The organism is Streptomyces sp. SPB162 (assembly GCF_029504575.1).
GTDB lineage: Bacteria > Actinomycetota > Actinomycetes > Streptomycetales > Streptomycetaceae > Actinacidiphila.
In genome coordinates, this window is sequence record NZ_JAQFII010000001.1 from 4,414,069 (window position 1) to 4,440,885 (window position 26,817).

Annotated in this window: 29 protein-coding genes; 17 read left to right on the forward strand and 12 right to left on the reverse strand. The window is 70.4% G+C overall.

The window, feature by feature from the left end; translation table 11 throughout:
- The first annotated feature begins 73 nt into the window (after positions 1–73).
- The 10 genes from M2266_RS20215 to M2266_RS20260 all read left to right on the forward strand — a co-directional run bounded on the left by M2266_RS20215 (position 74) and on the right by M2266_RS20260 (position 8,209).
- Positions 74–1,000 carry a DUF2520 domain-containing protein gene (locus tag M2266_RS20215; RefSeq protein ID WP_277439453.1) on the forward strand — a complete coding sequence of 309 codons (927 nt, stop codon included), beginning with the start codon at positions 74–76 and terminating at the stop codon, positions 998–1,000.
- A complete protein-coding gene (gene panC, locus M2266_RS20220) occupies positions 997–1,860 on the forward strand; it encodes a pantoate--beta-alanine ligase (RefSeq protein ID WP_277439454.1) in 864 nt (287 codons plus the stop codon). The genes M2266_RS20215 and panC overlap by 4 nt, the downstream gene beginning before the upstream one ends.
- The gene (locus M2266_RS20225; protein WP_277439455.1) at positions 1,857–3,632 is read left to right on the forward strand and encodes an L-aspartate oxidase; all 1,776 of its coding nucleotides are present in this window, start codon (positions 1,857–1,859) and stop codon (positions 3,630–3,632) included. Before panC ends, M2266_RS20225 begins: the two co-directional genes overlap by 4 nt.
- Positions 3,629–4,666: a carboxylating nicotinate-nucleotide diphosphorylase gene (nadC, locus tag M2266_RS20230; protein ID WP_277439456.1), complete on the forward strand. Its 1,038-nt coding sequence runs from the start codon at positions 3,629–3,631 to the stop codon at positions 4,664–4,666. The genes M2266_RS20225 and nadC overlap by 4 nt, the downstream gene beginning before the upstream one ends.
- Positions 4,667–4,674: 8 nt before the next feature.
- Entirely contained in the window at positions 4,675–5,472 is a 798-nt protein-coding gene (locus tag M2266_RS20235) for a type III pantothenate kinase (protein WP_277439457.1), read from the forward strand.
- Between the two features lie 378 nt (positions 5,473–5,850).
- Positions 5,851–6,591 (forward strand): hypothetical protein, encoded by a 741-nt coding sequence (locus M2266_RS20240; protein WP_277439458.1) that lies wholly within the window; start codon positions 5,851–5,853, stop codon positions 6,589–6,591.
- Between the two features lie 14 nt (positions 6,592–6,605).
- Positions 6,606–6,785, forward strand: coding sequence for a hypothetical protein (locus M2266_RS20245; RefSeq protein WP_277439459.1), 180 nt, complete (start codon positions 6,606–6,608; stop codon positions 6,783–6,785).
- Between the two features lie 39 nt (positions 6,786–6,824).
- Entirely contained in the window at positions 6,825–7,220 is a 396-nt protein-coding gene (locus tag M2266_RS20250) for a BlaI/MecI/CopY family transcriptional regulator (protein ID WP_277439460.1), read from the forward strand.
- A 9-nt stretch (positions 7,221–7,229) separates the two neighbouring features.
- On the forward strand, positions 7,230–7,748 hold the full coding sequence (locus M2266_RS20255) for an amino-acid N-acetyltransferase (RefSeq protein ID WP_277439461.1): 519 nt from the start codon (positions 7,230–7,232) through the stop codon (positions 7,746–7,748).
- A 122-nt stretch (positions 7,749–7,870) separates the two neighbouring features.
- Complete coding sequence (locus M2266_RS20260) at positions 7,871–8,209, forward strand: Lsr2 family protein (protein ID WP_277439462.1); 339 nt, start codon at positions 7,871–7,873, stop codon at positions 8,207–8,209.
- Here the strand turns inward: M2266_RS20260 and M2266_RS20265 are convergent.
- Entirely contained in the window at positions 8,140–8,724 is a 585-nt protein-coding gene (locus tag M2266_RS20265; protein WP_277439463.1) for an SCO3374 family protein, read from the reverse strand. The two genes, M2266_RS20260 and M2266_RS20265, sit on opposite strands and share 70 nt — an antisense overlap.
- A 429-nt stretch (positions 8,725–9,153) precedes the next feature.
- Here M2266_RS20265 and M2266_RS20270 point away from each other — a divergent pair, with 429 nt between their 5' ends.
- Entirely contained in the window at positions 9,154–11,685 is a 2,532-nt protein-coding gene (locus M2266_RS20270) for an ATP-dependent Clp protease ATP-binding subunit (RefSeq protein ID WP_277439464.1), read from the forward strand.
- Positions 11,686–11,765: 80 nt separating this feature from the next.
- Here the strand turns inward: M2266_RS20270 and M2266_RS20275 are convergent, their stop codons facing one another.
- Positions 11,766–11,906, reverse strand: coding sequence for a hypothetical protein (locus M2266_RS20275; protein WP_277439465.1), 141 nt, complete (start codon positions 11,904–11,906; stop codon positions 11,766–11,768).
- 86 nt (positions 11,907–11,992) lie between these two features.
- Between M2266_RS20275 and M2266_RS20280 the strand changes: the two genes are divergently transcribed.
- On the forward strand, positions 11,993–12,298 hold the full coding sequence (locus M2266_RS20280; RefSeq protein ID WP_277441279.1) for a hypothetical protein: 306 nt from the start codon (positions 11,993–11,995) through the stop codon (positions 12,296–12,298).
- Between the two features lie 61 nt (positions 12,299–12,359).
- Positions 12,360–12,590, forward strand: a complete 231-nt coding sequence (locus tag M2266_RS20285; RefSeq protein ID WP_277439466.1) for a hypothetical protein — start codon at positions 12,360–12,362, stop codon at positions 12,588–12,590.
- 136 nt (positions 12,591–12,726) lie between these two features.
- Here M2266_RS20285 and M2266_RS20290 read toward each other — a convergent pair whose 3' ends face one another.
- The gene (locus tag M2266_RS20290) at positions 12,727–13,626 is read right to left on the reverse strand and encodes an alpha/beta hydrolase (RefSeq protein ID WP_277439467.1); all 900 of its coding nucleotides are present in this window, start codon (positions 13,624–13,626) and stop codon (positions 12,727–12,729) included.
- Between the two features lie 57 nt (positions 13,627–13,683).
- Here M2266_RS20290 and M2266_RS20295 point away from each other — a divergent pair, with 57 nt between their 5' ends.
- Positions 13,684–14,292: a TetR/AcrR family transcriptional regulator gene (locus M2266_RS20295; RefSeq protein WP_277439468.1), complete on the forward strand. Its 609-nt coding sequence runs from the start codon at positions 13,684–13,686 to the stop codon at positions 14,290–14,292.
- Between the two features lie 419 nt (positions 14,293–14,711).
- On the opposite strand, the gene M2266_RS20300 is transcribed toward M2266_RS20295, so the two are convergent.
- Complete coding sequence (locus M2266_RS20300) at positions 14,712–15,101, reverse strand: trypco2 family protein (protein WP_277439469.1); 390 nt, start codon at positions 15,099–15,101, stop codon at positions 14,712–14,714.
- Between the two features lie 447 nt (positions 15,102–15,548).
- On the opposite strand from M2266_RS20300, the gene M2266_RS20305 reads away from it, so the two are divergent.
- Complete coding sequence (locus M2266_RS20305; protein WP_277439470.1) at positions 15,549–16,253, forward strand: M23 family metallopeptidase; 705 nt, start codon at positions 15,549–15,551, stop codon at positions 16,251–16,253.
- Positions 16,254–16,271: 18 nt separating this feature from the next.
- On the opposite strand, the gene M2266_RS20310 is transcribed toward M2266_RS20305, so the two are convergent.
- On the reverse strand, positions 16,272–16,847 hold the full coding sequence (locus M2266_RS20310) for a TetR/AcrR family transcriptional regulator (protein ID WP_277439471.1): 576 nt from the start codon (positions 16,845–16,847) through the stop codon (positions 16,272–16,274).
- 196 nt (positions 16,848–17,043) lie between these two features.
- Between M2266_RS20310 and M2266_RS20315 the strand changes: the two genes are divergently transcribed.
- A complete protein-coding gene (locus M2266_RS20315) occupies positions 17,044–18,651 on the forward strand; it encodes an MDR family MFS transporter (protein ID WP_277439472.1) in 1,608 nt (535 codons plus the stop codon).
- Between the two features lie 46 nt (positions 18,652–18,697).
- On the opposite strand, the gene M2266_RS20320 is transcribed toward M2266_RS20315, so the two are convergent.
- The 5 genes from M2266_RS20320 to M2266_RS20340 all read right to left on the reverse strand — a co-directional run bounded on the left by M2266_RS20320 (position 18,698) and on the right by M2266_RS20340 (position 22,820).
- Positions 18,698–19,936 (reverse strand): HAMP domain-containing sensor histidine kinase, encoded by a 1,239-nt coding sequence (locus tag M2266_RS20320; RefSeq protein ID WP_277439473.1) that lies wholly within the window; start codon positions 19,934–19,936, stop codon positions 18,698–18,700.
- 6 nt (positions 19,937–19,942) lie between these two features.
- Entirely contained in the window at positions 19,943–20,626 is a 684-nt protein-coding gene (gene cseB, locus M2266_RS20325; RefSeq protein ID WP_277439474.1) for a two-component system response regulator CseB, read from the reverse strand.
- Positions 20,619–21,227 (reverse strand): hypothetical protein, encoded by a 609-nt coding sequence (locus M2266_RS20330; protein WP_277439475.1) that lies wholly within the window; start codon positions 21,225–21,227, stop codon positions 20,619–20,621. Before M2266_RS20330 ends, cseB begins: the two co-directional genes overlap by 8 nt.
- Complete coding sequence (locus M2266_RS20335; RefSeq protein ID WP_277439476.1) at positions 21,215–21,745, reverse strand: SigE family RNA polymerase sigma factor; 531 nt, start codon at positions 21,743–21,745, stop codon at positions 21,215–21,217. The genes M2266_RS20330 and M2266_RS20335 overlap by 13 nt, the downstream gene beginning before the upstream one ends.
- Before the next feature lie 178 nt (positions 21,746–21,923).
- Positions 21,924–22,820, reverse strand: coding sequence for an A/G-specific adenine glycosylase (locus M2266_RS20340; RefSeq protein WP_277439477.1), 897 nt, complete (start codon positions 22,818–22,820; stop codon positions 21,924–21,926).
- A 206-nt stretch (positions 22,821–23,026) separates the two neighbouring features.
- On the opposite strand from M2266_RS20340, the gene M2266_RS20345 reads away from it, so the two are divergent.
- On the forward strand, positions 23,027–23,785 hold the full coding sequence (locus M2266_RS20345) for a hypothetical protein (RefSeq protein ID WP_346780914.1): 759 nt from the start codon (positions 23,027–23,029) through the stop codon (positions 23,783–23,785).
- Between the two features lie 249 nt (positions 23,786–24,034).
- On the opposite strand, the gene disA is transcribed toward M2266_RS20345, so the two are convergent.
- The gene (gene disA / locus M2266_RS20350; RefSeq protein WP_269271917.1) at positions 24,035–25,159 is read right to left on the reverse strand and encodes a DNA integrity scanning diadenylate cyclase DisA; all 1,125 of its coding nucleotides are present in this window, start codon (positions 25,157–25,159) and stop codon (positions 24,035–24,037) included.
- A 101-nt stretch (positions 25,160–25,260) separates the two neighbouring features.
- On the reverse strand, positions 25,261–26,646 hold the full coding sequence (gene radA / locus M2266_RS20355; protein WP_277439479.1) for a DNA repair protein RadA: 1,386 nt from the start codon (positions 26,644–26,646) through the stop codon (positions 25,261–25,263).
- Positions 26,647–26,817 lie beyond the last annotated feature (171 nt).

A 26,817-nucleotide genomic window follows, 5' to 3' on the forward strand; every position in this document is an offset into this window, starting at 1 on the left:
GCCGGGGCGCATTCGCGTAGCATTGACGAGAACTCCGGTACCGCTCAGGACTGGAAGGGAAGGCCAGCGCAGCGTGAACGCATCGCACACCTCGGGCCCCACGCCCTCAGAAGCGGAGGCGCGCCCCGCCCGCCTCACCGTCGGCGTCGTCGGCGCCGGCCGGGTCGGACCGGCGCTCGCCGCCGCCCTCAAGCTCGCGGGCCACCGGCCGGTCGCCGCCTCGGGGGTGTCGGAACTCTCCCGCCGCCGCGCGGCGGCCCTGCTGCCCGACGTGCCGCTGGTCGAGCCGGAGGAAGTGCTCGCGCGCGCGGACCTCGTCCTGTTGACGGTCCCCGACGACGCGCTGCCCGGCCTGGTCGCCGGTCTCGCCGAGACCGGCGCCGTACGCCCGGGGCAGTTGATCGTGCACACCTCGGGCCGCTACGGCACGGGCGTGCTCGAACCGGCGCTGCGGGCCGGCGCCCTGCCGCTCGCCCTGCACCCCGCGATGACGTTCACCGGCACCGCCGTGGACGTGCAGCGGCTGGCCGGCTGCTCCTTCGGCGTCACCGCTCCCGGGCAGCTGCGGATGGCCGCCGAGGCGCTCGTCATCGAGATGGGCGGCGAGCCCGAGTGGATCGACGAGGAGGCCCGCCCGCTGTACCACGCGGGCCTCGCGATCGGTGCGAACCACCTGGTCACGCTGGTCGCCCAGGCCATGGAGCTGCTGAGCGCGGCCGGTGTCGCGGAGCCGGGCCGGATGCTCGGCCCGCTGCTCGGCGCGGCCCTCGACAACGCCCTGCGGGCCGGCGACGGCGCCCTCACCGGCCCGGTCGCGCGCGGCGACGCGGGCACGGTCACCGCCCATCTGGCGGAGCTGCGCAAGCACTCCCCGCAGGCCGTCGCCTCCTACCTGGCGATGGCGCGGGCCACCGCGGATCGCGCGATCGCCAACGGAATGCTCAAGCCGGAACTCGCCGAGGCACTGCTCGAAGTCCTCGCGGACGGGGGACCCCGATGACCACGCACCTGCTGGAGACGGCCGCGGAGCTGCGAGCCGCCACCCGGGCCGGCCGCAAGCGCGCCGTGGTGATGACGATGGGCGCGCTGCACGAGGGGCACGCGACGCTCATCCGCACCGCCCGCGCGCACGTGGGGGCGGACGGCGAGGTGGTCGTCACCGTCTTCGTCAACCCGCTGCAGTTCGGCCCCGGCGAGGACCTGGACCGCTATCCGCGCACCCTGGACGCCGATGTGAAGATCGCGGACGGGGCCGGCGCCGATATCGTCCTCGCGCCCTCCGTCGACGAGGTCTACCCCGGCGGCGCGCCGCAGGTGCGGATCACGGCGGGACCGATGGGGGAGCGCTACGAGGGCGCCTCCCGTCCCGGCCACTTCGACGGCATGCTCACCGTCGTCGCGAAGCTGCTCCACCTCACCGCCCCCGACGTCGCGTTCTTCGGGCAGAAGGATGCCCAGCAGCTCGCGCTGATCCGCCGGATGGCGACGGACCTGAACTTCCCGGCGGAGATCGTCGGCGTTCCCACCGTCCGGGAGGGCGACGGACTGGCGCTGTCCAGCCGCAACCGGTACCTCTCGGCCGCCGACCGCCCGGCGGCGCTCACGCTGTCCCACGCGCTGTTCGCCGGCCGGGACGCGGTCCAGGCGGGCCCCGACGCCGTACGAGCGGCGGCGCGCAAGGTGCTGGAGGAGGCGGGGGACGGCGGCCCGGCCGTCGACTACCTGGCCCTCGTGGACCCCGCGGACTTCACGGAGGCGCCGCCCGGCCACACAGGCCCGGCGATCCTCGCGGTCGCCGCGAAGGTCGGCACGACCCGTCTGATCGACAACATCCCCCTGGAATTCGGAGCCACGCGATGAACGGAACCGGCATACGGCTGGCCGCCCCCGCCCCCGGCTGGGCGATCACCGCCGACGTGATCGTCGTCGGATCCGGCGTCGCCGGCCTGACGACCGCGCTGCGCTGCGCCGCCGCCGGCGCGAAGGTCGTCGTCGTGACGAAGGCGCAGATGGACAACGGCTCCACGCGCTGGGCGCAGGGCGGCATCGCCGCGGCGCTCGGCGAAGGGGACACCCCGGAGCAGCACCTGGACGACACCCTGGTCGCCGGCGTCGGGCTGTGTGACGAGCCGGCCGTGCGGGCGCTGGTCACCGAGGGCCCGGGCGCGGTGCGCCGGCTCATCTCCACCGGCGCCCGGTTCGACACGTCGAACGAGACCGGCGAGATCCTGCTGACCCGCGAGGGCGGCCACCACCGCCGCCGGATCGCGCACGCGGGCGGCGACGCGACGGGCGCGGAGATCTCCCGCGCGCTGGTGGACGCGGTCCGTGACGCGGGCATCGAGACCGTGGAGAACGCGCTCGTCCTGGACCTGCTCACCGACGAGGCCGGCCGTACCGCGGGCGTCACGTTGCACGTGATGGGCGAGGGCCAGCGCGACGGCGTCGGCGCCGTGCACGCCAAGGCCGTGGTGCTCGCGACCGGCGGCATGGGCCAGGTGTTCTCCGCGACGACGAACCCGGCGGTGTCGACCGGCGACGGCGTGGCGCTCGCGCTGCGGGCCGGCGCCGAGGTCAGCGACCTGGAGTTCGTGCAGTTCCACCCGACCGTGCTGTGGCTGGGCCCGGACGCCGAGGGCCAGCAGCCGCTGGTGTCCGAGGCGGTCCGCGGCGAGGGCGCGTACCTGGTCGACGCCGAGGGCGTCCGGTTCATGACCGGTCAGCACGAGCTGGCGGAGCTGGCGCCGCGCGACATCGTCGCCAAGGGCATCACGCGGCGCATGCAGGAGACCGGCGCCGAGCACATGTTCCTGGACGCCCGGCACTTCGGCGCCACGATGTGGGCCGAGCGCTTCCCGACGATCCTCGCCGCCTGCCGTTCGCACGGCATCGACCCGGTCACCGAGCCGATCCCGGTCGCCCCCGCGGCCCACTACGCGTCCGGCGGCGTCCGGACGGACCTGCGGGGCCGGACGACCGTGCCGGGCCTGTACGCGTGCGGTGAGGTCGCCTGCACGGGGGTGCACGGCGCCAATCGGCTCGCCTCCAACTCGCTGCTGGAGGGCCTGGTCTTCGCCGAGCGCATCGCGGCCGACATCATCGCCGACCCGACCGCGCCGGGCGTCCCCGTCGTCCCCGCACCGGCCCGCACCCCGCTGCTGGCCTCCGAGACCCGCTTCGAGATCCAGCGGATCATGACGGCGGGCGCGGGCGTCCTGCGCAGCGCCGCCAGCCTGGCGGGCGCGGCCACCGCGCTGGAAGGCATCCACACCGCTTCCGTCGACGACCTGGAGCGCGACGGCAAGACCGCCGAGCCCTGCGTCGAGACGTGGGAGGCGTCCAATCTGAGCCTGGTGGCCCGGGTCCTGGTCGCGGCGGCCCGCCGCCGGGAGGAGACTCGTGGCTGCCACTGGCGCGAGGACCGGCCGGACCGGGACGATGACCGGTGGCGCCGGCACCTGATCGTCCGCCTGACGCCCCATGGCACGTTGGCCGTGCACACCACCGACACGGCGGACTTCCCGCCGGTGCGCAGCGATGCGGCACCGTCGGACGGCCTGCCGGTGAACCCGCCGGTGACCGCAGAAACCCCGCGGGGGACGACCCTCGCAGCCCTCAAGGAGCCCTCGTGAGTACCCCGGACCGCCCTCAGCCCGTCCTCCTCCCGCTGCCGCAGTTCGGCCTGCCCACCAGCCAGTCCGGCGAGGAGGCGGGCGGCTGCGGCGACGCGTGCGGCTGCGGCGGGGACGAGGAGATCTACGAGCACGACCCGCTGCAGTGCGGTCTGGACGCCGACCTGGCGCAGCTGCTGGTCGACGCGGGCCTCGACCCCGTGCAGGTCGAGGACATCGCGCACATCGCGATCGAGGAGGACCTCGACCAGGGCGTGGACGTCACCACCGTCGCGACCGTCCCCGAGGACGCCTTCGCCACCGGTGACTTCACCGCCCGCGAGGCCGGCACCGTCGCGGGCCTGCGGATCGCCGAGGCGGTCCTCTCCGTCGTCTGCACGGACGAGTTCGAGGTCGAGCGGCACGTCGAGGACGGCGACCGCGTCGAGCCCGGCCAGGTGCTGCTGACGGTCCGCACCCGCACCCGCGACCTGCTGACGGGCGAGCGCAGCGCGCTCAACCTGCTGTGCCGGCTGTCCGGCATCGCCACCGCGACCCGCGCCTGGTCGGACGTGCTGGAGGGCACCAAGGCCGAGGTCCGCGACACCCGCAAGACCACGCCGGGGCTGCGTGCCCTGGAGAAGTACGCGGTCCGCTGCGGCGGCGGCGTCAACCACCGGATGTCGCTGTCGGACGCGGCGCTGGTCAAGGACAACCACGTGATCGCGGCCGGCGGTGTCGCGCAGGCCTTCAAGCTGGTCCGCGACGAGTTCCCCGAGCTGGCCATCGAGGTCGAGGTCGACACCATGGACCAGGTGCGTGAGGTCCTCGCGGCGGGCGCCGACCTGATCCTGCTCGACAACTTCACCCCGGAGCAGACGGCCGAGGCAGTCGCGTACGTCGCGGGCCGCGCCGTCCTGGAGTCCTCGGGCCGGCTCTCCCTCGACACCGCCCGCGCCTACGCCGAGACCGGAGTGGACTACCTGGCGGTGGGCGCGCTCACGCACTCCTCGCCGATCCTGGACATCGGGCTCGACCTGCGCACGGAGGCCTGAGTCCCGTCATGCTCCTCACCATCGACGTCGGCAACACGCACACCGTCCTGGGCCTCTTCGACGCGGAGGAGATCGTCGAGCACTGGCGCATCTCCACCGACGCGCGCCGGACCGCCGACGAGTGGGCGGTCCTGCTGCAGGGCCTGATGGGCATGCACCCGCTGCTCGGCATGGAGCTGGGTGACGGCATCGACGGCATCGCGATCTGCTCGACGGTGCCGGCGGTCCTGCACGAGCTGCGGGAGGTGACCAGGCGCTACTACGGGGACGTCCCGTCGGTCCTGGTCGAGCCGGGCATCAAGACCGGTGTGCCGATCCTGGTGGACCACCCGAAGGAGGTCGGTTCCGACCGGATCGTCAACTCCCTCGCCGCCATGCACCTGTACAACGGCCCGTGCATCGTCGTGGACTTCGGTACGGCGACGACCTTCGACGCGGTCTCCGTGCGCGGTGAGTACATGGGGGGCGCCATCGCCCCCGGCATCGAGATCTCGGTGGACGCCCTCGGGGTGCGCGGCGCGCAGCTGCGCAAGATCGAGCTGGCCCGCCCGCGCAGCGTCATCGGCAAGAACACCATCGAGGCGATGCAGTCCGGCATCCTGTACGGCTTCGCCGGGCAGGTCGACGGGGTCGCGGAGCGCATGGCCCGCGAACTCGCCGACGACCCGGACGACGTCACGGTGATCGCCACCGGCGGCCTCGCCCCGCTCGTCCTCGGCGAGGCGTCCATCATCGACGTGCACGAGCCGTGGCTGACCCTCATCGGGCTGCGCCTGGTCTACGAGCGGAACGTCTCGACGAGCTAGGTCGTGTCTGACACATACCGGCGTCCGCCCGGAGGGCGGGGCCCGGGGCGTCTGGTGCGTGCGATCGCACGGCGGAGGGTCGCCCCTGTACTGGACGTACCGGGGCGGGCCCGACAACTGGGGCCCTCCCAGCGGTAGCTGGGGGAGAGCGCGCGTGCCAGGCGTCCCGGGCCAGGCGGGATGTGTCAGACACGGCCTAGTGCTGCGGCACGCCGTCGCCGAGCCGACCCGCGACACGCCGGTACCGGGATCCAGTTCGGTCAGTACGGAGGGCTGGATCCCCCGCCGGGTCCCGTACCGGATTCAGTGTCGGATCCCGGCCTGAATCCCGCCATGTCGTTACGGGAATTTTGTCCGTTTAGCACTTAAAGTCGTCGCATGCCCACGCCACACGGCTCCCGGGGCGGCATGGCGTTCAGCGCGGACGAACTGCGTGTGTTCCGGCGCGCCCTCGCAGCGGCCCTCCGACCCGCCACCACGACACCCGTCCCCGACGACCTCCAGGAGTACCTCCGGCTCGCCGAGGCCCTGGACGAAGCGGTCAACGAGGGCGGACGGCTCCGGACGTTCCTCCTCGCCGAACTGGCCCGCTACCGGGAGGCACTCCCGGGCGGCGCCGCGGGCTACCTCGCGCGGCTGCGGGACGCCCTCGACACCGGCTACCTGCCGGGCCCCGACGACCTCGCCGCGCTGCGGCGGCTGCGCGGCCACCCCTGCGGCGCGGTCGAGCACCGCCGCCGCACCGTGCTGCTGCGGCGCTGCGAGGACCTGGCCGAAAACGATCTACGAGCCCGCCTGGAGGCCCACATGCCCACGTCGCGCCGACGCTCCACGATCGCCGACCGCGGACACCTGCTCTCGCTGCCCGGCGGCCGCAGGGAATCGCCCGCGCCGGCCGTCCTGGTCGGCTCCGTGCCGCTGGGGGCGGACACGCCGGGCGGTTCCGCCGACAAGCCCGCGAAGCCCGCACGGCCCTCCCAGGTGCCCGCTCCGGCCCCCGCGCCGGCCAGGGGCCCCGCGGCCCCCGATCCCGGCCGCCGGGTGCCCACGCCCGCCGAGGTGTTCCCGCCGGGACACCGCGGCACGCCGCCCCCGGACGAGGAACACCGCACGGCCTGACTACGCTGGACGGCATGGACTACGTATCCGCGCTCGTGCCGCCGTTCGTGATGGCGGTCTTCTTCATCGGCCTCGTCGTGACGATCATCAGGAACCAGGGCGGGGCCAACAAGGCCAAGGAGGACGCGGCGGTCGACGCCGCGTTCGCCAACGCCGAGGCCGTCCGGCAGGCCGGAACCGACGAGGTGCGCTAAATAAGCGGCATTTCCGGCAAATGTCACTAGTATTCGAGAGTGCCCCGTCCATTGGGAGACCTCGAAGACGCAGTGATGACCAGGGTGTGGCAGTGGAATCGCCCGGTCACCGTTCGCGAAGTGCTCGAAGACCTGCAGCAGGACCGTTCCATCGCGTACACGACGGTCATGACCGTAATGGACAACCTGCATCAGAAGGGCTGGCTGCGCCGTGAGGCGGAAGGCCGCGCCTATCGCTATGAAGCGGTTTCTACGAGAGCCGCTTACTCGGCCGCACTGATGAACGAAGCATGGGCGGCGAGCGACAACCCGGCCGCCGCCCTCGTGCACTTCTTCGGCATGATGTCGCCGGAACAGCGGGAAGCACTCAGGGACGCAATGCGCGTGGTCCGCTCGGTGGACCCCTCTGCCGCTCCCGAGCCCGACGAACGATAGCGTCCGGCCATGCCCTTCGTATCAAATGACGTCACCATCCGCCGGGCCAGGACCAGTGATGTGTCGGCTGTCCGTGGTCTGCTGGACTCATATGTCCGCGACCGCATCCTGCTGGACAAGCCCACGGTGACTCTTTATGAGGACATCCAGGAGTTCTGGGTGGCCGAACGCGACGAGGACGCCGCCGTCGTGGCCTGCGGCGCACTTCACGTGATGTGGGAGGACCTCGCCGAGGTCCGCACGCTGGCGGTTCATCCCGGTCAGCGCGGGAAGGGCGTAGGACATCAGGTACTGGCCAAGCTCTTGCAGACCGCGCGTTGGCTCGGAGTCCGCAGGATTTTCTGTCTCACCTTCGAAGTCGACTTCTTCGCGAAGCACGGCTTCGTCCAGATCGGCGAGACGCCGGTGGACGGTGATGTCTTCGGCGAGCTGCTGCGTTCCAATGACGAGGGAGTGGCCGAGTTCCTCGACCTGGAGCGGGTGAAACCGAACACCTTGGGCAACAGCCGCATGCTGCTGCAACTCTGAGGGTCCCGGTATGTCCGGTACGCGCACCGGGTTCCTGTACCGCATCGCGCAAGGGGTTTGTGTTTTTCCCTAAAAGGCGCTTTGCTTTTACCGTTAATCCGTTTTCGATGAAAGGGAAGCCGGTGGCACAGAAGGTTCAGGTCCTTCTTGTTGACGACCTCGACGGCGGCGAGGCGGATGAGACCGTCACGTTCGCACTCGATGGAGTGACGTACGAGATCGACCTCACCACTGCCAATGCGGACAAGCTTCGCGGGCTGCTCACCCCGTACCTGGACAGCGGTCGCAGGACCGGTGGACGGGTCGGCCGCGGCCGCGGAACCAAGGTCGTGCGCGGCGGTTCTGCGAGCCAGGACACCGCGAAGATTCGCGCGTGGGCCAAGGACAAGGGCTATGAGGTCAATGACCGCGGCCGCGTTCCCGCGTCCATTCGCGAGGCGTACGAGAAGGAACACGGCTGATTCTCCAGCAGCCGGAGCCGGTGGCAGGCCGTCGCGAGAGCGGAGACCAGCGCCACCAGGCCGATGGGCTCCCCCGCGCCATCGGTACCGGCGGCACGGCCCGTGAAACACATCGCGGGCAACGTGGGTTCCACCTCGCAGCCCGGTTGGGGAGGCCGCAGCCAGACCGGAGCCGTCCGGTCGTAGGCGGCCTCCCGGCGTCCCCATTCGGGGTGGGCCGGCGCCCGCATCAGATCACCCCCGCCCAGGGCGGTCAGATCGAGCGGGATCCCGCCCCATTCCAGCCATTCCAGCAGCCCCGGCAGCTCTTCCGCCGTACCCGCCGCCACCAGCAGCAGGACCTGCCGTCCGTCCAGCGCGACGGGGCCCAGCTCACCCGGCCGCGGGAAGCGTGTCAGCGCGGCGAAGCCCACTTTGGCGGGAACGCGCAGCGCGTCGAAGCGCGCACCGGTGACCAGGTGCGGAGGCGTCGTACCGGCGATCGGCCAACCCAGCTCGTGCTCGTACCAGCCCATGCCCTATGCAACTCCCCACGAGCGCGGGGGTTACGAGCGGTGGCGGTTCGGACACACTCCGTACCCGTCGCGGGTGATCGATGCGGGGCCGATGAGCGCAAGGTTGTTCGCCCGTAGCGCACCCGATGTCCGCGCGCCGCATGGAATGTCGGTGTCGGCGGGTAAGAAAGACCTAGTGGGACGGGGCGACGGCCGCGGTGGACAGGCGCGCGTTCGCCATCGGCGTACTCGATAAAGGTCTATTCACCTGGCCTGCGGGAACATCGTCTCGCACCATCAGGTTGGAGCTGTTGTCGGCTGCGTGGGACTAAAGGGCCCAGGTGGGTGTCTACGGTTGAAGTGAGCTGCCCCGCTGTCGGGACTAGCATGCGGAAGGACAGGGAGGGGACCGCCCCCTAACTGCCCGACCGCTCTGAGGAGCGATTAACGATGTTCGAGAGGTTCACCGACCGCGCGCGGCGGGTTGTCGTCCTGGCTCAGGAAGAAGCCCGGATGCTCAACCACAACTACATCGGCACCGAGCACATCCTCCTGGGCCTGATCCATGAGGGTGAGGGTGTCGCCGCTAAGGCCCTGGAGAGCCTCGGGATTTCGCTCGAGGCGGTCCGCCAGCAGGTGGAGGAGATCATCGGTCAGGGCCAGCAGGCCCCGTCCGGGCACATCCCCTTCACCCCCCGTGCCAAGAAGGTCCTGGAGCTGTCGCTCCGCGAGGCCCTTCAGCTCGGACACAACTACATCGGGACCGAGCACATCCTGCTCGGCCTCATCCGCGAGGGCGAGGGCGTCGCCGCCCAGGTCCTCGTGAAGCTCGGCGCCGACCTGAACCGGGTCCGGCAGCAGGTCATCCAGCTGCTGTCCGGCTACTCGGGCGGCGGCAAGGAGTCGGCGGGCGCCGGCGGCCCGGCCGAGGGCACCCCCTCGACCTCGCTGGTCCTCGACCAGTTCGGCCGCAACCTGACGCAGGCCGCTCGTGAGACCAAGCTCGACCCGGTCATCGGGCGCGAGAAGGAGATCGAGCGGGTCATGCAGGTGCTGTCCCGCCGCACCAAGAACAACCCCGTCCTCATCGGCGAGCCCGGCGTCGGCAAGACCGCCGTCGTCGAGGGCCTCGCCCAGGCGATCGTCAAGGGAGAGGTTCCCGAGACGCTCAAGGACAAGCAGCTCTACACCCTGGACCTCGGCGCCCTCGTCGCCGGTTCCCGGTACCGCGGTGACTTCGAGGAGCGCCTGAAGAAGGTCCTCAAGGAGATCCGCACCCGCGGCGACATCATCCTGTTCATCGACGAGCTCCACACCCTGGTGGGTGCGGGTGCCGCCGAGGGCGCGATCGACGCCGCCTCGATCCTCAAGCCGATGCTGGCGCGAGGCGAGCTGCAGACCATCGGTGCCACGACGCTCGACGAGTACCGCAAGCACCTGGAGAAGGACGCCGCTCTCGAGCGCCGCTTCCAGCCCATCCAGGTCGCCGAGCCGTCGCTGCCCCACACCATCGAGATCCTCAAGGGTCTGCGCGACCGGTACGAGGCACACCACCGTGTGTCGATCACCGACGCCGCCCTGGTCGCCGCCGCCACCCTGGCCGACCGCTACATCTCGGACCGCTTCCTCCCGGACAAGGCGATCGACCTGATCGACGAGGCCGGCTCCCGGATGCGCATTCGCCGGATGACCGCACCGCCGGACCTCCGCGAGTTCGACGAGAAGATCGCCGACGTGCGCCGTGAGAAGGAGTCCGCGATCGACTCGCAGGACTTCGAGAAGGCCGCCTCGCTCCGCGACAAGGAGAAGCAGCTCCTCGCCGCCAAGGGCAAGCGCGAGAAGGAGTGGAAGGCCGGCGACATGGACGTCGTCGCCGAGGTGGACGAGGAGCTGATCGCGGAGGTCCTGGCCACGGCCACCGGCATCCCGGTCTTCAAGCTCACCGAGGAGGAGTCCTCGCGCCTGCTGCGCATGGAGGACGAGCTCCACAAGCGCGTCATCGGCCAGAAGGACGCCATCAAGGCGCTCTCCCAGGCCATCCGACGCACCCGCGCCGGCCTCAAGGACCCGAAGCGTCCCGGTGGCTCGTTCATCTTCGCCGGCCCGTCCGGCGTCGGTAAGACCGAGCTGTCGAAGACGCTCGCCGAGTTCCTCTTCGGCGACGAGGACGCGCTCATCCAGCTCGACATGTCGGAGTTCAGCGAGAAGCACACCGTCTCGCGGCTCTTCGGCTCGCCTCCCGGCTACGTCGGCTACGAAGAGGGCGGGCAGCTCACCGAGAAGGTGCGCCGCAAGCCGTTCTCGGTCGTCCTCTTCGACGAGGTCGAGAAGGCCCACCCCGACATCTTCAACTCCCTGTTGCAGATCCTGGAGGACGGTCGGCTGACCGACTCCCAGGGCCGGGTCGTGGACTTCAAGAACACGGTCATCATCATGACGACCAACCTCGGCACCCGGGACATCTCCAAGGGCTTCAACCTCGGCTTCGCGGCCACGGGTGACGCCAAGACCGGGTACGAGCGGATGAAGGCGAAGGTCGGCGAGGAGCTCAAGCAGCACTTCCGTCCCGAGTTCCTCAACCGTGTCGACGACGTCGTGGTCTTCCACCAGCTGACGGAGGAAGACATCATGCAGATCGTCGACCTCATGGTCGCCAAGGTGGACGAGCGCCTCAAGGACCGCGACATGGGCCTGGAGCTCAGCGTCGAGGCCAAGAAGCTGCTCGGCAAGAAGGGCTACGACCCCGTCCTGGGCGCCCGGCCGCTGCGCCGGACGATCCAGCGGGAGGTCGAGGACATCCTCTCCGAGAAGATCCTCTTCGGTGAGCTGCGCCCCGGTCACATCGTGGTCGTCGACACCGAGGGCGAGGGTGAGGAGAAGAAGTTCACCTTCCGCGGTGAGGACAAGGTCACGGTCGCGGACGCCCCGCCGATCGAGGCCGCGGGTTCGGGCGGCGCCCCGAACCTCTCCAAGGACGCGTAAGCGCCTGCCGCTCGGCCCGCAGTGACAGGGGGCGGGCCCGGAAACCTTCCAAGGTTCCGGGCCCGCCCCTTTGGCGTCTCTCAGGGCCTACTGATGCCCGCGTCCGCGTCCAGGACGTCCTGAGCCACCCGGGCGAGATCCTCCTCGCTCGGCATCAGCGCCCGCGCCTCCGGCGGCAGCGTGGCATACGTACTGACGGCGAGGGGCCGGCTGCAGGACATCCACTCCCTCGGGGATCGTCACCTTGAAATTCGTGGCTGCCGCGCCCTCCGAGCAGCCCACCGGCCCGTACGGACCGTTGGTCGCCATGCCGGAACTGGTACCCGACGCCCTGCGGGCGGCCGTCGCGAAGATCGCTCCGAGCAGGGTGCCCGCTCTGACCCAGCACGTGTTCGAAGCCACCAGCAATGCGCAGCGGACCAGCAGCCTGGCCCCATTGCGGGCCTTCGTTCACTCATGGGCGGTGTTCGTCGCCATCGAACGCATCCCGGAACGTGCCGCCCGGTTGCGGGAGCTGGAACGGGTCGTGAACGAGGGCTTGCACGACCCGACCGCGGCGATCGCGGAGATCCAGGCCATTCGTGAGGCGGCGGAAGCGGAAGCGGGTCTGTGACTGATGGGGGCTGGGACTGGAACCCCAGTAGGAGTACGTATCTCACGGGCTTCCGTCTGGCGTGATCGCCGAGGTCGAGCGCCTCGCCGCAGAACTTGCTGCCTTGGGCCGCGACGCGATGAAGGTGGGGCGGCCGGAGGGCCGGGAAGGCGGACTTCGGGAGTTCGACATCCTGAGCGGCCGGGGCTTCTTCTCTTTCCCTGCCGTTCCCCGGCAGCAAGCCGTCTACGTCTGCAACATCACCTTCTACGAGGAGCGAGGAAGGTCCGCAGTCATCGCGTTATGGGGGTGATCGGCCGGCCGCGTCACGCTGCACCAAAGAGCTCGTACCACGATCGTGGGTGGGCCTTCTTGAGGCGCCGTCAGCAGATGAGGCTGCGTGCCAGGGAGGCGAAGGTGTCGTGGAGTTCAGCCGTGTGGTGTGCCTGCTACCGGTTGGCCGCGAGGAAGTCCTCCAAAACCTCGACAAACCGTGCCGGCTGCTCCTCGGCCGGGTAATGGCCGCAGTCGTCGAGGACGACCCCCGTGACGTCGTCGGCCGCCAGCCGCATCGTCTGGGCGGCATTCCCGCCGCCCCACAGCGCGCCGCCGAGGGCGAGCACCGGCAGCGTCAGCCGGGTCTTGCTGCGCTGCTCGTTCTGCGCGATCGTCTCGTCCAGCGCCCGGTAGTACGCGAAGCTCGCCCGCAGCGCGCGAGGATCCGCGGTGATCGCGTCGACGTAGACGTCCACGGCGTACGCGGGGATCGCGGCCGGGGTGGCGGCCTTGGAGGCGAACTGCCAGCCGAAGAAGAGCCGCTCCCGTCCCCGGACCAGTTCCTCGTTGAGGTCGGTGAGCCGGTTGAAGCCGAACTGCCAGAGCTTCAGGTTGACCGCGTCCGGGCCGAAGAGCGGCGGGGACGGTGTGAGACCGGGGATCACTGCTTCGAGGATGGCGAGCCGGCCCACCCGCTCGGGGTGATCGGCGGCGAGGGCGTATGAGGTCCACGTACCGATGTCGTGGCCGACCACGTCGAACCGGTCGTGCCCGAGGGCGGCCATCAACGCGACCAGGTCGGCGGCCAGCGTGCCGGCGTCGTACCCGTCGTCGGGCTTGTCGGAGAGCCCGGCCCCGCGCGAGTCGACGGCGACCACGGTGTGCCGGCGGGCGAGCGCGAGCATCCCCTCCCGCCAGGCGTACCAGGTCTGGGGCCATCCGCCGACCAGCAGCAGCGCCGGGCCGTCCCCACCGGTGACCGCGTGCAGCCGCAGCCCGTTCGCCTCCACGAGCCGGCTGGTGAAGACGTCGGTGAACCCGTCGGGCAGTCGCAGCGAACTCAAGGTTGTCATGACGGCGACCCTACCCATCTTTGAACGATCGGTACAAGATGTGTAGAGTGACGGACCATGGCAGGCCGTAAGCAATTCGACGTGGACGAGGCGCTACGACGCGCGATGCACGTCTTCTGGCGCTGGGGATATTCGGAGGCCTCGATCGATCGCCTGACCGAGGGCACGGGCCTGGGCCGGGGCTCGCTCTACGGCACCTTCGGCGACAAGAGCGCCCTCTTCCGTAAAAGCCTCCAACGGTACGCGCAGACCTACCACCCGCTGTACGAGCGGGCACTGTCCGGCCCCCACCCGAGCCCGAGGGCCGTGGTGGCCGCCTTCCTGCAGGTCGCCCTGAACCGTATCGCCGACCCGACGGTCCCGGATGGCTGCCTGCTCACGGTGTCGGTAACGCAGTTCCCGGCGCTTGACGCGGAGGGCCAGGCGATGGTCCGCGCCATGATTGACGGGTTGCGGGCGAGGCTGGAGCAGGCGTTGCTGGCGGCGGGGGCCGGTGAGCAGGAGGCGGCAGAGCTGGCGTTGTGCACGCTGGCGACCAATAAATCTCTGGCGGTGCTGAGTCGCGCCGGTTTCTCGGGCGAAGACCTGGCAACCGTCGCGGCAGCCGCCGCCAAGAATGCCAAGGCTCTGCCGAATCGACCGGCCGAACCGTCGGGGCCGCGATAGGCGGGAACGACTCCGTCGCCAATGGATCTGCGGAGACCTTGGGGCAGCCGGCGGCTCGGCAAGAAGGGACTCGGCCCAGCCCTCATGGGGGCTGAGTCGACCCGGGCGACGAAATCGTCTCACCGGGGGAAGCAGCTGACCTGAGCCGCCTCGGCCTTCGGGCTCCTGGAGCTCGCAAAAGGATCATGGTGCAGGACATACAGAATGCCCTGCACACACAGCCGGTCCGCCACCGGCTTCGGCCCCGGAGACCGCTCGGGCCAAGGCGGCAGCGATGGCTCGACCAGCGCCCACAAGTCGTCGTCCACGATCCACGGCCGAGTCGTCCCACCCGCCCGAACGATCAGACCGTCACAACGGTCACGCCAACCAGGGCCGTTCAAGAAGATCGTGTTACGAGCTCAAAGGGGCCATCGCCGTCAGCTACCCGCGTCCGTGAAGTGGCTGCTGTCGCCCTCGTCGTTCAGGTGGACGTCCAGGTGACCGCCGGTCGTGGCGTTCCGTGGCTTGAGGGTGAAGGAGACCGTGTGGGTGCGGCCCCGCGTGCGGGTGCCTTCCACTCCGGCGTCCACGACCCAGGCCTTCACGCCGGCCTTGCCGGTCACGTCGCGGCGGATCTCCACCGTGAACTCCATGTGGATGTCACCGACCTCGAAGCGGACGGCCTTCCCGCTGCCGCGCGCGGCAGCGGTGGCCAGGCCCTCGCGGACCGCCTCGACCGCGTCCGCCAGCTCGATGTCGCTCAGGTACTCGTCGTCCGCCATCGCGTGCAGCCCCCGCCCTCGTCCGCCCTCGTCCGGTGAGGTCACGCTAGGGCAGCGCGGGTGCCCGTCGCCATGGTTTTCGGTGAATTGCGTGACGGGGGCCACAGGACTTTCGGCCCGCGGCAATTACTCCGAGGTCCCGCCGGAAAGGCAGTGGATCTTATGGTCCGGTGACTTGGCACACGCGCCATTTCGCCAATACTAGCCGGAATAGTTGTCGCTTCCACGGGATAACGAGGGCCGTGAATTCCGTGGCCTGGATCACAGGGGCGACACCGAAAACGCTGTGGTTTCGGCAGTGATGGGCGATTTGGTACCGCGATTCGGCCGTCACTTACCGCAGCGACAGGTGTTCCGCCGACCCATTCGCTACGGCCGCCGTTAGTAGAAAGGCGCCTTGTGCGGGCACTGCGGGGCGGGTTACCACTGAATGGCCAGAGCGGCCCACGGTCGCTTCGGCTTCCTACCCCCCATTCAGTGAGGTAATCCCGCATGCTCAAGAACTCGACGAAGAACCACGCCTCGAAGTCCGCCCTTCGTGGCCGTGCGGCCGTGGTGGCGGGCGGCGTGTGCGTGGCACTCGCGCTGGGCTCTACGGCGGCCATGGCCGCCGACTCGCAGGACGCCGGTCTCTTCGGAGCCTCGTCCGCGGGGAGCATCGCGGACGCGATGAAGACCCAGGCCGCCGGGCAGAAGACGCAGGCGGAGGTCCAGAAGCGGGCCGCCGCCGCGAAGGCCGACGCCAAGAAGCGCGCGGCCGTGAAGTCCGCCGCCGACCGCAAGGCGCGCGTGAACGCCTGGGTGAAGCCCGTGGACAACTACACGATCGGCGCGGCCTTCGCGCAGGCCGGTGCGCACTGGTCGCACAAGCACTCCGGCCAGGACTTCGTGGTCCCGACCGGCACGCAGGTCAAGGCCGTGCACGGCGGCACCGTGGTCGACGCCGGCTGGGGCGGCGCCTACGGCAACAACATCGTGATCAAGCACGCGAGCGGCACGTACACGCAGTACGGCCACCTGTCGAAGATCGAGGTCTCGGTCGGCCAGACCGTGAGCACCAGCCAGGAGATCGGCCGCTCCGGCAGCACCGGGAACTCGACCGGCCCGCACCTGCACTTCGAGGCCCGCACCACCCCGGTCTACGGCTCGGGCGAGGAGCCGCTGGCGTTCCTGCACCAGCACGGCGTCAACATGTGACCCGCGTCAACACACTGCTTACTCCAGGCCCTGGTGGGCCTGGGCGATGAGATCGAGGGCGACCTCGAGGATGGCTTCGCGCTTGTCCTCGGGGTCGCCCTCGATGTTCTGCACCGCGAACATCCCGGCGTGCATCGCGAAGAGCGCGGTGATGCAGCGGACCTGGCTCGCCATCGAGAACTCCGGCTCCTTGAGCAGGCCGTTCAGGGCGAGCATCTTGCTCTTGAACTGCTCGCCGATGCTCAGCTCGCGCACCGTGGCCTGGTTCTCCTGGATGAACCGGAAGAGCGCCGAGGCGCCCCACAGGGCGGCGCTGTAGCGGCGCAGCATCTCCTGCTTGTTCTCCAGGGTGCGCGGCTGCGCCTCGGCCCAGGTGATCAGCTCGTCCACCGGGCGGCCGATGTCCTCGACGATGCTGGTGAGGATGTCTTCCTTGGTCTTGAAGTGGTAGTAGAGCGCGGCCTTCGTCACGTCCAGGTGCTCGGCGATCTCACGCAGCGAGGTCTTCTCGTACCCCTGCTCGGCGAAGAGTTCGAGCGCGACGTCCTGGATGCGGTGGCGAGTGTCCCCGCGACGTGCCTGCGAAGTGCCCATGACTACCGCTCTCCTGCGTTGAACGCCCGTTTCGCCGGGGGCCGGTGTGGCTCCGGTATGGCTTCCGTCAAACGTAATCTACTTACTTGACGACCGGCTAGTGACGGCTTACCTTCAGTATCGTAATAAACTAGCCGGGCGGCAAGTAAGTACCAAAAGCGCGAGCGAGCCGCCCCATCCAGGGGAGGCACCGGTCATGTCCCAGACCGCAGAAACGCCACCCGAAGCGGCTCCTCAGCGCAGTGTGCGTGTGGTTCTGCTCGGGCTCATGATCGCGATGTTGCTCGCGATGCTCGACAACATGATCATCGGTACCGCGATGCCGACGATCGTGGGGGAGCTCGGCGGCCTCAACCACCTCTCCTGGGTGGTCACCGCCTACACGCTCGCGACCGCCGCCTCGACGCCCATCTGGGGAAAGCTCGGCGACATGTACGGTCGCAAGGGCATCTTCATGACGTCGATCGTGCTCTTCCTGGCCGGTTCGGCGCTCTCCGGTCTCTCCCAGTCGATGGACCAGCTGATCGCGTTCCGCGCGATCCAGGGCCTCGGCGCCGGCGGTCTGATCGTCGGTGTGATGGCGATCATCGGTGACCTCATACCGCCGCGGGAACGTGGCAAGTACCAGGGCATGATGGCCGGCGTCATGGCGCTCGCGATGATCGGCGGTCCGCTCGTCGGCGGCACCATCACCGACAACTGGGGCTGGCGCTGGAGCTTCTACATCAACCTGCCGCTCGGCGCGGTGGCGCTCGGGATGATCTACATCGTCCTGCACCTGCCGAAGAAGCGCGTCCAGGCCCGCATCGACTACCTCGGTGCCGGACTGCTCACGGTCGGCATCACCGCGCTGGTGCTCCTCACCACCTGGGGCGGCACCCAGTACGGGTGGGCCTCGGCGCAGATCATCGGGCTGCTCGTGCTCGGCGTCGTCGCGATCGCGGCCTTCGTCTGGGTCGAGACCAAGGCCAAAGAGCCTGTCATGCCGTTGCACATCTTCCGTAACCGCAACTTCTCGCTGATCTCCCTGATCGGCTTCCTCGTCGGTTTCGTGATGTTCGGCGCGATGACGTTCCTGCCGCTCTACCAGCAGACCGTCCAGGGCGCGTCGGCCACCAACTCCGGCCTGCTGCTCCTGCCGATGCTGCTGTCGATGATGGTGGTCTCGCTGATCGCCGGCCGGGTCACCACCCAGACCGGCCGCTACAAGATCTTCCCGATCATCGGCGGCGGCCTGATCACCGTCGGGCTCTACCTGCTGTCCACGATGGACACCGGCACCACCCGCTTCTGGTCCGGCGTCTTCATGGCCGTACTCGGCGCGGGCATGGGCTTCCTGATGCAGATCACCATGCTCGTCGCGCAGAACAGCGTCGAGATGAAGGACATCGGCGTCGGCAGCTCGTCCGCGACGCTCTTCCGCACCATCGGCGGCTCGTTCGGTGTCTCGCTCTTCGGCGCGCTCTTCACGCACCACGTGCAGGACACCATGACGGAGCTCGGCGGCGCCGGCGGCAGCAAGGCGACGCAGGGCTCGGCCCAGCTCGACCCGAACAGCATCGCGCACCTGCCGGCGCAGATCCGCGACGCCTACCTGCACGCGGTCTCCAACGGCACCCACACCGTCTTCCTGTGGGGCGCGGTGATCAGCGTCATCGGCTTCGTGGCGGCCTGGTTCGTCAAGGAGATCCCGCTGCGCGGCGCTCCGCAGGCCCCCCGCCGACGGCGACAAGGACGCGGCCTCCGCGGACGCGGCGCCGCTGCACGCGGTCGACGCGATCTGACGTACGCACGGAACGCATGACGACGGCCCCCGGCGAACGCGCCGGGGGCCGTCCGCGTACTGGGGTTCAGCGGGGCAGCAGCAGCTGGGCGACCGCGCCGCCGCCGTCGGAGGCGGGGGCGTTGCGGAAGGTGAGCCGGGCGCGCAACACGCGGGCCTGGCCGGCGGCGATGGTGAGGCCGAGGCCGTGGTCGCCGCCCGCCCGGTCGGAGCTGCCGGTACGGAAGCGGCTGGGGCCCTCGCGCAGCAGGTCGTCGGGGAAGCCGGGACCGTGGTCGCGGATCCGCAGGAACGGCCCGTTGATGCTCACCTCGGTCAGCGGCTTGCCGTGCCGTGCCGCGTTGGCCAGCAGGTTGCCGAGGATGCGCTCCAGCCGGCGCGGATCGGTGTGCACCACCGCGTCCTCGATCACGGTCACCTCGGCGTCGGGATCGAACGCCAGCACCCGGCGGCGGACGAAGTCGCCGAGCGCGACCTCCTGCAGGTCGGCCTGCTCGGCCGCCCCGTCCAGCCGCGCCACCTCCAGCACGTCCTCGACCAGGGTGCGCAGGGCCTGGGCCCGGTTCCGCACCAGCTCGGCCGGGCGGCCCGGGGGCAGCAGTTCGGCCGCGGTGACCAGCCCGGTCACCGGGGTGCGCAGCTCGTGGGCAATGTCGGCGGTGACCCGCCGCTCGGCCTCCAGCCGGTCCTGCAGCGCGTCGGCCATGGCGTCGACGGCGGCCGCCAGCTCGTCGGTCTCGTCGCGTACCCGGCCGCCGATCGCGGCGCGCACCCGCACCTCGGGGTTGCCGTCGGCCACCTTGCGGGCGGCGACGGCGGCCTTGCGCAGCCGCCGGGACATCCGGCCGCCGATCAGTACGCCGAGCGCGGTGCCGCCCACGACCACCGCGAGGGAACCGACTATCAGGGCCTGGTCGAGGTCGACGAGGACGGAGTAGCGGTCCTTGAAGGTGGTGCGCAGCGACAGGATGCGGCCGTCGTTGGTGGGCGTCTCGGCCCACACGATCGGCGCGCCGCCGCTGTCCTGGACGTACGTCGCCCGTTCGCCCCTGGCCGCGAACTCCTTGAGCGGCTTGGGCAGGGCCGGGTCGTCGAGCTGGGCCGAGAAGACCTTCTTGCCGGTGACCTCGTAGATCCGCAGCGCGGACTGCACCCGTTCGTCCTGCACGTCACGGGAGTTGTCGATCATGCTGACGCGGGCGGCGTTGTGCACCACGAGGCTCAGCGCCACGGCGACGAGCACCGATACGCAGGCGATGGCGGCGCTGAGCTTCCAGCGCAGACTGGAGCGGGGGAACAACGGCATGGTGTGTCAGGCCCTGAGTTTGTAACCGAAGCCGCGCACCGTCTCGATCCGGTCCTGACCGATCTTGACACGCAGCCGCTGGACGTGGACGTCCACGACCCGGGTGTCGCCACCCCACTCATAGTCCCAGACCCGCTCCAGCAGCCGGTCACGGGAGAGCACGGCGCCGGGCGCCCCGGAGAACTCCAGCAGCAGCCGCATCTCGGTGGGGGTCAGGGCGAGCCGCTCACCGCCGCGGGTCACCTCCAGCCCCTCGGGGTCGATCTCGATGTCGCCGAAGGACAGCAGGGCCGCCTCCGCCGGTTCGTCACCGGAGGAGGCGTGGCCGAAACGGCGCAGGACCGCCCGGATCCGGGCGACCAGCACCGCCCCGTCGAAGGGCTTCGTCACGTAGTCGTCGGCGCCGGCCTCGAGGCCGAGCACGATGTCGATGGAGTCGGCGCGCGCGGACAGCATGATCACCGGCACGGTCGACTCGTCCCGGATCCGCCGGCACAGGCTCACGCCGTCGAGCCCCGGCACCATCACGTCGAGCAGCGCGAGATCGGGCTGCTCGGCGCGGAACGCCTCGAGTCCGGCGAGCCCGTCGGCGACCGCCGTCACCTTGAAGCCGTCCCGCTCCAGTGCGAGCGTGGTCGCCTCGCGGATGACGTCGTCGTCCTCGACGAACAGGACGTGTGTCTCAGCCATGCGTCTTCTTTTCCGGCGTAGGTGAGGGGAGCGCGTCCCCGTAGTCGGTGTACGTGCGCTCCACCTGCACGAACCTGGTGTCCTTCCAGACGTACGTCAGGGCCTCCTGCCCGGTGGGGCAGCAGACCTGGTCGTCGCCTTTGTACACCTGACGGATGATCTCGAGTCTGCCGTTGTCGGCGCTGCCGTAGACCGGCGGCTGCTCGTCGGCGAAGACGTTCTGGTAGTGCCCGTCGATCATCCGGTACACATAGCTCGCGATCCCCATGCCATCGCCGCAGGTGGCGACGTTCACGATCAGATCGGGTCCATCGCCGCTGGTCAGATCGCCGGACGAGGTGTCCACCGGGTACTCGTCGCCCGCGCACGGCGCGAGATCGTCGCGCACCTCCGCGCTGACGTTCCGGGTGTCCCTCTTCACCAGCTTCGCCAGCGCCGCCGGGTCACCGGCGATGGACGGCACGGGGCTGGGCTCCGCCTTCAGCGTCTGGAGGGGTGCGGGGCCCTCACGGCGTGCCCCGGTGCCGGTCCTGCAGCCTGCGAGCGCGGTCAGCAGGCACATGGCCACTGCCACCGCGATCAGCGCTGCTAGGCGGCGCACACGCCCTCCATCCGTGAGTAGCCGTAACGGCCGTGCTCCAGCTCGTGGCGCAACCGGGCGAGCGCCCGGTGCAGAGTGCTCTTCACCGTACCTGTCGACATCCCGAGGGCGCGGGCGGTCTCCTCCGTGGACAGCTGGCCGTAGTGGCGCAACATCACGACCTGGCGCTGCTTGGGGGCGAGGACCTTCAGCGCGTCGCGGAGCATCTCGCGGTCGGCCCGCTGGTCGGCGCCGTCGTCGACGCTGGCGTCCGGCAGCTCCTGGGTGGGGATCTCGTCGAGCTTGCGGTTGCGCCACCACTCGGTCCGCGTGTTGATCATGACGCGGCGCATGTACGCGTCCGCGAGCGACTTGTCCGCGATGCCGTCCCAGCGGGGGTAGGTGCGCACCAGTGCGGTCTGGACGAGGTCCTGGGCGTCGATCGGGTCGGGCACGAGCCGCCGTGCGCTGCGCAGCAGTGCGTCCTGCCGCGTCCTCACGTACTCCTCGAACTCCAGAACCGTGCCGTTCGCCGCCATGGGTCGCCCTCCGTCCCGTGCTGTCCCGCCCTGCCGGTTGTTGCGCTGATGTGCCAACCGTTCCGACGAGGACGACGCTACGGAGGGGATGTTGGGCTTTTGCCACCGTGGGCGCACAGGGGGCTCACAGGAAGCCGTCGGTTATGTAACAGCCTCAGGACCAACGTCCCGAAGGGGTTTAAACGGGCAACCGGTAGACACCGTCGGCGAGCGGCTCGACCAGACCGTCCTCCACCAGGCCGTCCAACGCGCGGGCCCGCTGCACCGGCTCGTGCCACACCGCGTCCAGCGCGGACTGCGGCACGGGTTCGACCGCCTCCCGCAGCACGGCGAGCAGCTTTCCGCGCACCTGGCGATCGGTGCCCGCGTACGTCTGGCCGCGGCGCGGCGGCCCCGTGTGCGCGGGGGAACCGGCCAGCCGCCAGGCGCAGCTCGCCGCGATCGGGCAGCGGGCGCAGTCGGGTGTGCGCGCGGTGCAGACCAGCGCGCCCAGTTCCATCGTGGCCGCCGCCCAGCGGGCCGCCGTCGCCTGGTCGGCGGGCAGCAGGGTCAGCGCGGTGCGCCGCTCGGCGGCGGTGGTCGCCGTCGGCGGGTACTGGACGCCGGTGACGGCCCGGGCGAAGACCCGGCGGACGTTGGTGTCCAGCACGGAGTGCCGCTGGCCGTACGCGAACGAGGCGATGGCCGCCGCGGTGTACTCGCCGACCCCGGGCAACGCCAGCAACTTGGCGTGGTCGCGCGGGACTTCACCGCCGTGGCCGAGCGCTATCGCGGTCGCCGCCGCGTGCAGCCGCAGCGCGCGGCGCGGGTAGCCGAGCCGGCCCCAGGCCCGCACGGCCTCGCCCGCCGACTCCGTCGCGAGGTCGGCGGGGCGCGGCCAGCGCGCCAGCCACTGCTCGTACACCGGCAGCACACGGCTGACCGGGGTCTGCTGCAGCATGAACTCGCTGACCATCACCCCCCACGCTCCGGCCTCCGGGCGGCGCCACGGAAGGTCCCGGGCGTGCTCGTCGAACCAGTCGATGACCGGGGCGTGCAGATCGGAGTGTGCGGTGGCGCGGGTGTCTGTGCTCATAGCGTCGTCGATCCTCGCACATGCCACTGACAGTGACCGCCCCGGCGGGAAAACGTGATGATCGGGAAAGACCACGCCCAGTCCGGCGGGTGTTGCGACGGTGCGCGGTGGATCTCCCCTAGAGTTCGCGTGTGGGCTCTGTGCGCAATCCGATCGGACCTCTTCCGTCGTCCATCTACTGGCGACGGCGGGCTGTTGTGCTCTGCATGGTCGCTCTGCTCGCCGTATTGGCGGTGTGGGCCTTCGACTCGGGCGGTTCCGGCGGCGGCAACGGCGCGAAGGGACCCGACGGGCACACCCCGGCGACCTCCATCACGCCCGGCCCCACCCCCAGCGGCTCGCACATCCCCGGACGGCCGGGCGGACGCGACACCAGCGGCGGCGGCTCCTCGGGCGACACGTCGTCCGGCGGCACCTCCGGATCGCCCTCGTCCGGCACCGACGCCGGTGCGTCCGGGGGCGGTTCGAACGGCACGACGACCGGCTCCTCGGCCGGTACCACGTCCGGCGGAGCGGCGGCCGGCGGCTCGGGCGGCCAGCTCCCGGCGGGCTCGACCCTGGCCGACTGCGCCGTCTCCGACGTCCAGTTGACGCTGCGCAGCACGCAGAACGCCTACGCGCCGGGCGAGAAGCCGAAGTTCGAGCTGACCGCGGCCAACTCCGCCGCCACGGCCTGCAAGCTGAACTTCGGTTCGACGGCGGCCGTCGTCTCCATCACCGCCACCACCGGCAACAAGCACGTGTGGTCCACCGACGACTGCCCGGCCGCCCGCGGCGCCTACCTGATGCAGGTTCCGGCGCACAGCGCGACGACCTACACGATCGAATGGGACCGCCGGACGAGCTCCCCGGCGTGCGCCACCCCCAAGGACCAGCCTGCGGCCGTGGGAACGACCTACCTCGTGGAAGCGAGGCTTCCGGGCTTCACCCCGAAGCAGGCGTCCTTTGTCCTGAAGGCCGACTGAAGGTGTTGCGAAAGTAGCGCCGTTCGCCCGTGAGGACGGGGTCCGCGGCGTCTGGTGCGTGGGACTGCAGGGCGGAGGGTCGTCCTCGTACCGGACGTACTTGGACGGGCCGGACAACGCGGCAGGCGTGCGTGCCGGGCGTCGCGGGCCAGACGGGGCTTTCGCACCACCCTTCAGGACGCGTCAGGAACGTGCGAGGGGGGTCGGGGCATCGGCCCCGACCCCCCTCGGCACAGCACGAACCCCGGACTAGACGTAACGCTCCAGGATCGACGACTCCGCCAGCCTGGACAGGCCCTCCCGCACCGACCGGGCGCGCGCCTCCCCGACCCCGTCCACCGTCTGCAGATCGTCGACGCTCGCGGCCAGCAGCTTCTGCAGCCCGCCGAAGTGCTCGACGAGCCGGTCGATGACCGTGTTCGGCAGCCGCGGCACCTTCGCCAGCAGTCGGTAGCCGCGCGGCGAGACCGCGGAGTCCAGGGTCTCGGGGGAGCCGGTGTAACCCAGGGCGCGGGCCACGGTGGTGAGTTCGAGCAGCTCCGCGTGGGGCAGCGCGTCCAGTTCGACGAGCGCCTCCGGCACCGTCCGGTTCCGCTTCGCGGTCGGCTCCGGCACGTAGTCCTTGACGACCAGTTCGCGCTCCGGCTCGACGCCCGCGATCAGCTCGTCCAGCTGCAGGGAGAGCAGCCGGCCGTCGGTGCCCAGCTCGACCACGTACTCGGCGATCTCGGTGGCGATCCGGCGGACCATCTCCAGCCGCTGCGATACCGCGCTGACGTCCCGGACCGTGACCAGGTCCTCGATCTCCAGCGCGGAGAGCGTGCCCGCCACCTCGTCCAGGCGCAGCTTGTACCGCTCCAGGGTGGCCAGCGCCTGGTTCGCCCGCGACAGGATCGCGGCGGAGTCCTCCAGGACCCGGCGCTGCCCGTCGACGTACAGCGCGATCAGCCGCATCGACTGGCTGACCGAGACGACCGGGAAGTTGACCTGCTTGCTCACCCGGTCCGCGGTGCGGTGCCGGGTGCCGGTCTCCTCGGTCGGGATGTTGGAGTCGGGGACCAGCTGCACGCCGGCCCGCAGGATCTTCGTCAGGTCCTTGTCGAGGATCAGCGCGCCGTCGAGCTTGCACAGTTCGCGCAGCCGGGTCGCGGTGAACTCGACGTCGAGGACGAAGCCGCCCGTACAGAGCGACTCGACGGTCTTGTCCATGCCGAGGACGAGCAACCCGCCCGTATTACCCCGCAGAATGCGTTCGAGTCCGTCCCGCAGGCCGGTGCCCGGAGCTACCGCACTGAGCGAAGCGCGCATCAGGGCATCGGCAGCGGAACTCCCGCCGGACTTGCCGGGAGCTGCTGCCCGGTCGTTGGCTGCCACTGCAATCCTCCGGTCGCTACGGATGCCCAAAGGGCGAGACCAGGGCAAAGTTTACTGACGTTCTCTCCGCAATGGGCCAGCGACCGCTGTTCGGACCCTCCCTAGCCTCGTGAGCCGCGCTTCGGGAGCGCCCGCAGGGCGTCTGAGATGTCGGCCACCTCGACCACTTTCATGCCCGGCGGGATCTTCCCGGGATCCGGCGGTACGAGGGCGTGGGTGAAGCCCAGCCGGGCCGCCTCTGACAGCCTGCGCTGCACCCCGGTGACCCGTCTGACCTCGCCCGCGAGGCCGACCTCGCCGATCGCGACCAGGTTCTTGGGCAGCGGTGTGTCGATCGCCGCACTGGCCAGCGCGAGGGCCACGGCAAGGTCCGCCGCGGGCTCGGTGAGCTTCACGCCGCCCACCGTCGCCGTGTAGATGTCGCGCTTTCCGATCGCCTGGATCCGGCCGCGCTGTTCGAGCACGGCGAGCATCATCGAGACGCGGGACGTCTCGAGACCCGACGTCGTACGGCGCGGGGACGGGATCTGGGTGTCGACGGTGAGCCCCTGGACCTCGACCACCAGCGGGCGCTTGCCCTCCAGCGTGACCGTCAGGCAGGTGCCGGGGACCGGTTCGTCGCGGCGGGTCAGGAAGAGCCCGGAGGGATCGGCCAGTCCCGTGATGCCCTCGTCGTGCAGTTCGAAGCAGCCGACCTCGTCGGTCGCGCCGTACCGGTTCTTGACGCCGCGGATCAGTCGCAGCCGGGCGTGTCGGTCGCCCTCGAAGCTCAGCACCACGTCGACCAGGTGCTCCAGCAGGCGGGGACCCGCGATGGCGCCGTCCTTGGTGACGTGGCCGACCAGGAGCGTCGACATACCGCGCTCCTTGGAGGCACGGATCAACGCCCCGGCGACCTCGCGGACCTGCGCCATCCCGCCGGGCGCGCCGTCGATCTCCGGGGACGCCACCGTCTGTACCGAGTCCAGAATCAGCAGTGCGGGCTTGATGTCGTCCAGATGGCCCAGGACGGCCGACAGATCCGTCTCGGCCGCGAGGTACAGGTGGTCGGAGAGCGCGCCGATCCGGTCGGCGCGCAGCCGGACCTGGGACGCCGACTCCTCGGCGGTGATGTAGAGCGTCGGGCCCTGCGCGCTGGCCGCCTTCGCCGCCACGTCCAGCAGCAGCGTCGACTTGCCGACGCCCGGTTCACCCGCGACCAGCACGACCGCGCCGGGCACCAGCCCGCCGCCGAGCACCCGGTCCAGCTCGGGTACACCCGTCGAGCGGGCCGTCGCCTGGCTGACGTCCACCTGGCCGATCGGCTTCGCCGCCGTCGTCACCCGGCCGGCCGCCGTGGTCCTGACGGCGGGCGCGCCGCCGAACTCCTCGACGGTGCCCCAGGCCTGGCACTCCCCGCAGCGGCCGAGCCACTTCACAGTGGTCCAGCCGCACTCGGTGCAGCGGTAGGACGGTCGGTCCTTCGTGGCGGTCTTGCGGGGAGGCATGGGGTTCACCGTAGCCGCAGGGTCCGACAACGCGTCCCGATCCCTCCCACCGGACGTCCGCAGCGCACGCACCCGCGTTCTCCGCGGCACTCGTCCGAGTGAAGGGGGTGTCCCCTTTTGAGCGGCATCACCACCCATACGGGTTAACGCCCCGCAGGACACCTGAGACTT

Coding starts and splice junctions, on each gene's coding strand:
- panC (WP_277439454.1), top strand. CDS start 997: ATGACCACGCACCTGCTGGAGACGGCCGCGGAGCTGCGAGCCGCCACC.
- M2266_RS20225 (WP_277439455.1), top strand. CDS start 1,857: ATGAACGGAACCGGCATACGGCTGGCCGCCCCCGCCCCCGGCTGGGCG.
- M2266_RS20235 (WP_277439457.1), top strand. CDS start 4,675: ATGCTCCTCACCATCGACGTCGGCAACACGCACACCGTCCTGGGCCTC.
- M2266_RS20240 (WP_277439458.1), top strand. CDS start 5,851: ATGCCCACGCCACACGGCTCCCGGGGCGGCATGGCGTTCAGCGCGGAC.
- M2266_RS20245 (WP_277439459.1), top strand. CDS start 6,606: ATGGACTACGTATCCGCGCTCGTGCCGCCGTTCGTGATGGCGGTCTTC.
- M2266_RS20255 (WP_277439461.1), top strand. CDS start 7,230: ATGCCCTTCGTATCAAATGACGTCACCATCCGCCGGGCCAGGACCAGT.
- M2266_RS20265 (WP_277439463.1), bottom strand. CDS start 8,724: ATGGGCTGGTACGAGCACGAGCTGGGTTGGCCGATCGCCGGTACGACG.
- M2266_RS20270 (WP_277439464.1), top strand. CDS start 9,154: ATGTTCGAGAGGTTCACCGACCGCGCGCGGCGGGTTGTCGTCCTGGCT.
- M2266_RS20275 (WP_277439465.1), bottom strand. CDS start 11,906: ATGTCCTGCAGCCGGCCCCTCGCCGTCAGTACGTATGCCACGCTGCCG.
- M2266_RS20280 (WP_277441279.1), top strand. CDS start 11,993: ATGCCGGAACTGGTACCCGACGCCCTGCGGGCGGCCGTCGCGAAGATC.
- M2266_RS20290 (WP_277439467.1), bottom strand. CDS start 13,626: ATGACAACCTTGAGTTCGCTGCGACTGCCCGACGGGTTCACCGACGTC.
- M2266_RS20295 (WP_277439468.1), top strand. CDS start 13,684: ATGGCAGGCCGTAAGCAATTCGACGTGGACGAGGCGCTACGACGCGCG.
- M2266_RS20305 (WP_277439470.1), top strand. CDS start 15,549: ATGCTCAAGAACTCGACGAAGAACCACGCCTCGAAGTCCGCCCTTCGT.
- M2266_RS20310 (WP_277439471.1), bottom strand. CDS start 16,847: ATGGGCACTTCGCAGGCACGTCGCGGGGACACTCGCCACCGCATCCAG.
- M2266_RS20315 (WP_277439472.1), top strand. CDS start 17,044: ATGTCCCAGACCGCAGAAACGCCACCCGAAGCGGCTCCTCAGCGCAGT.
- M2266_RS20320 (WP_277439473.1), bottom strand. CDS start 19,936: ATGCCGTTGTTCCCCCGCTCCAGTCTGCGCTGGAAGCTCAGCGCCGCC.
- cseB (WP_277439474.1), bottom strand. CDS start 20,626: ATGGCTGAGACACACGTCCTGTTCGTCGAGGACGACGACGTCATCCGC.
- M2266_RS20335 (WP_277439476.1), bottom strand. CDS start 21,745: ATGGCGGCGAACGGCACGGTTCTGGAGTTCGAGGAGTACGTGAGGACG.
- M2266_RS20340 (WP_277439477.1), bottom strand. CDS start 22,820: ATGAGCACAGACACCCGCGCCACCGCACACTCCGATCTGCACGCCCCG.
- M2266_RS20345 (WP_346780914.1), top strand. CDS start 23,027: ATGGTCGCTCTGCTCGCCGTATTGGCGGTGTGGGCCTTCGACTCGGGC.
- radA (WP_277439479.1), bottom strand. CDS start 26,646: ATGCCTCCCCGCAAGACCGCCACGAAGGACCGACCGTCCTACCGCTGC.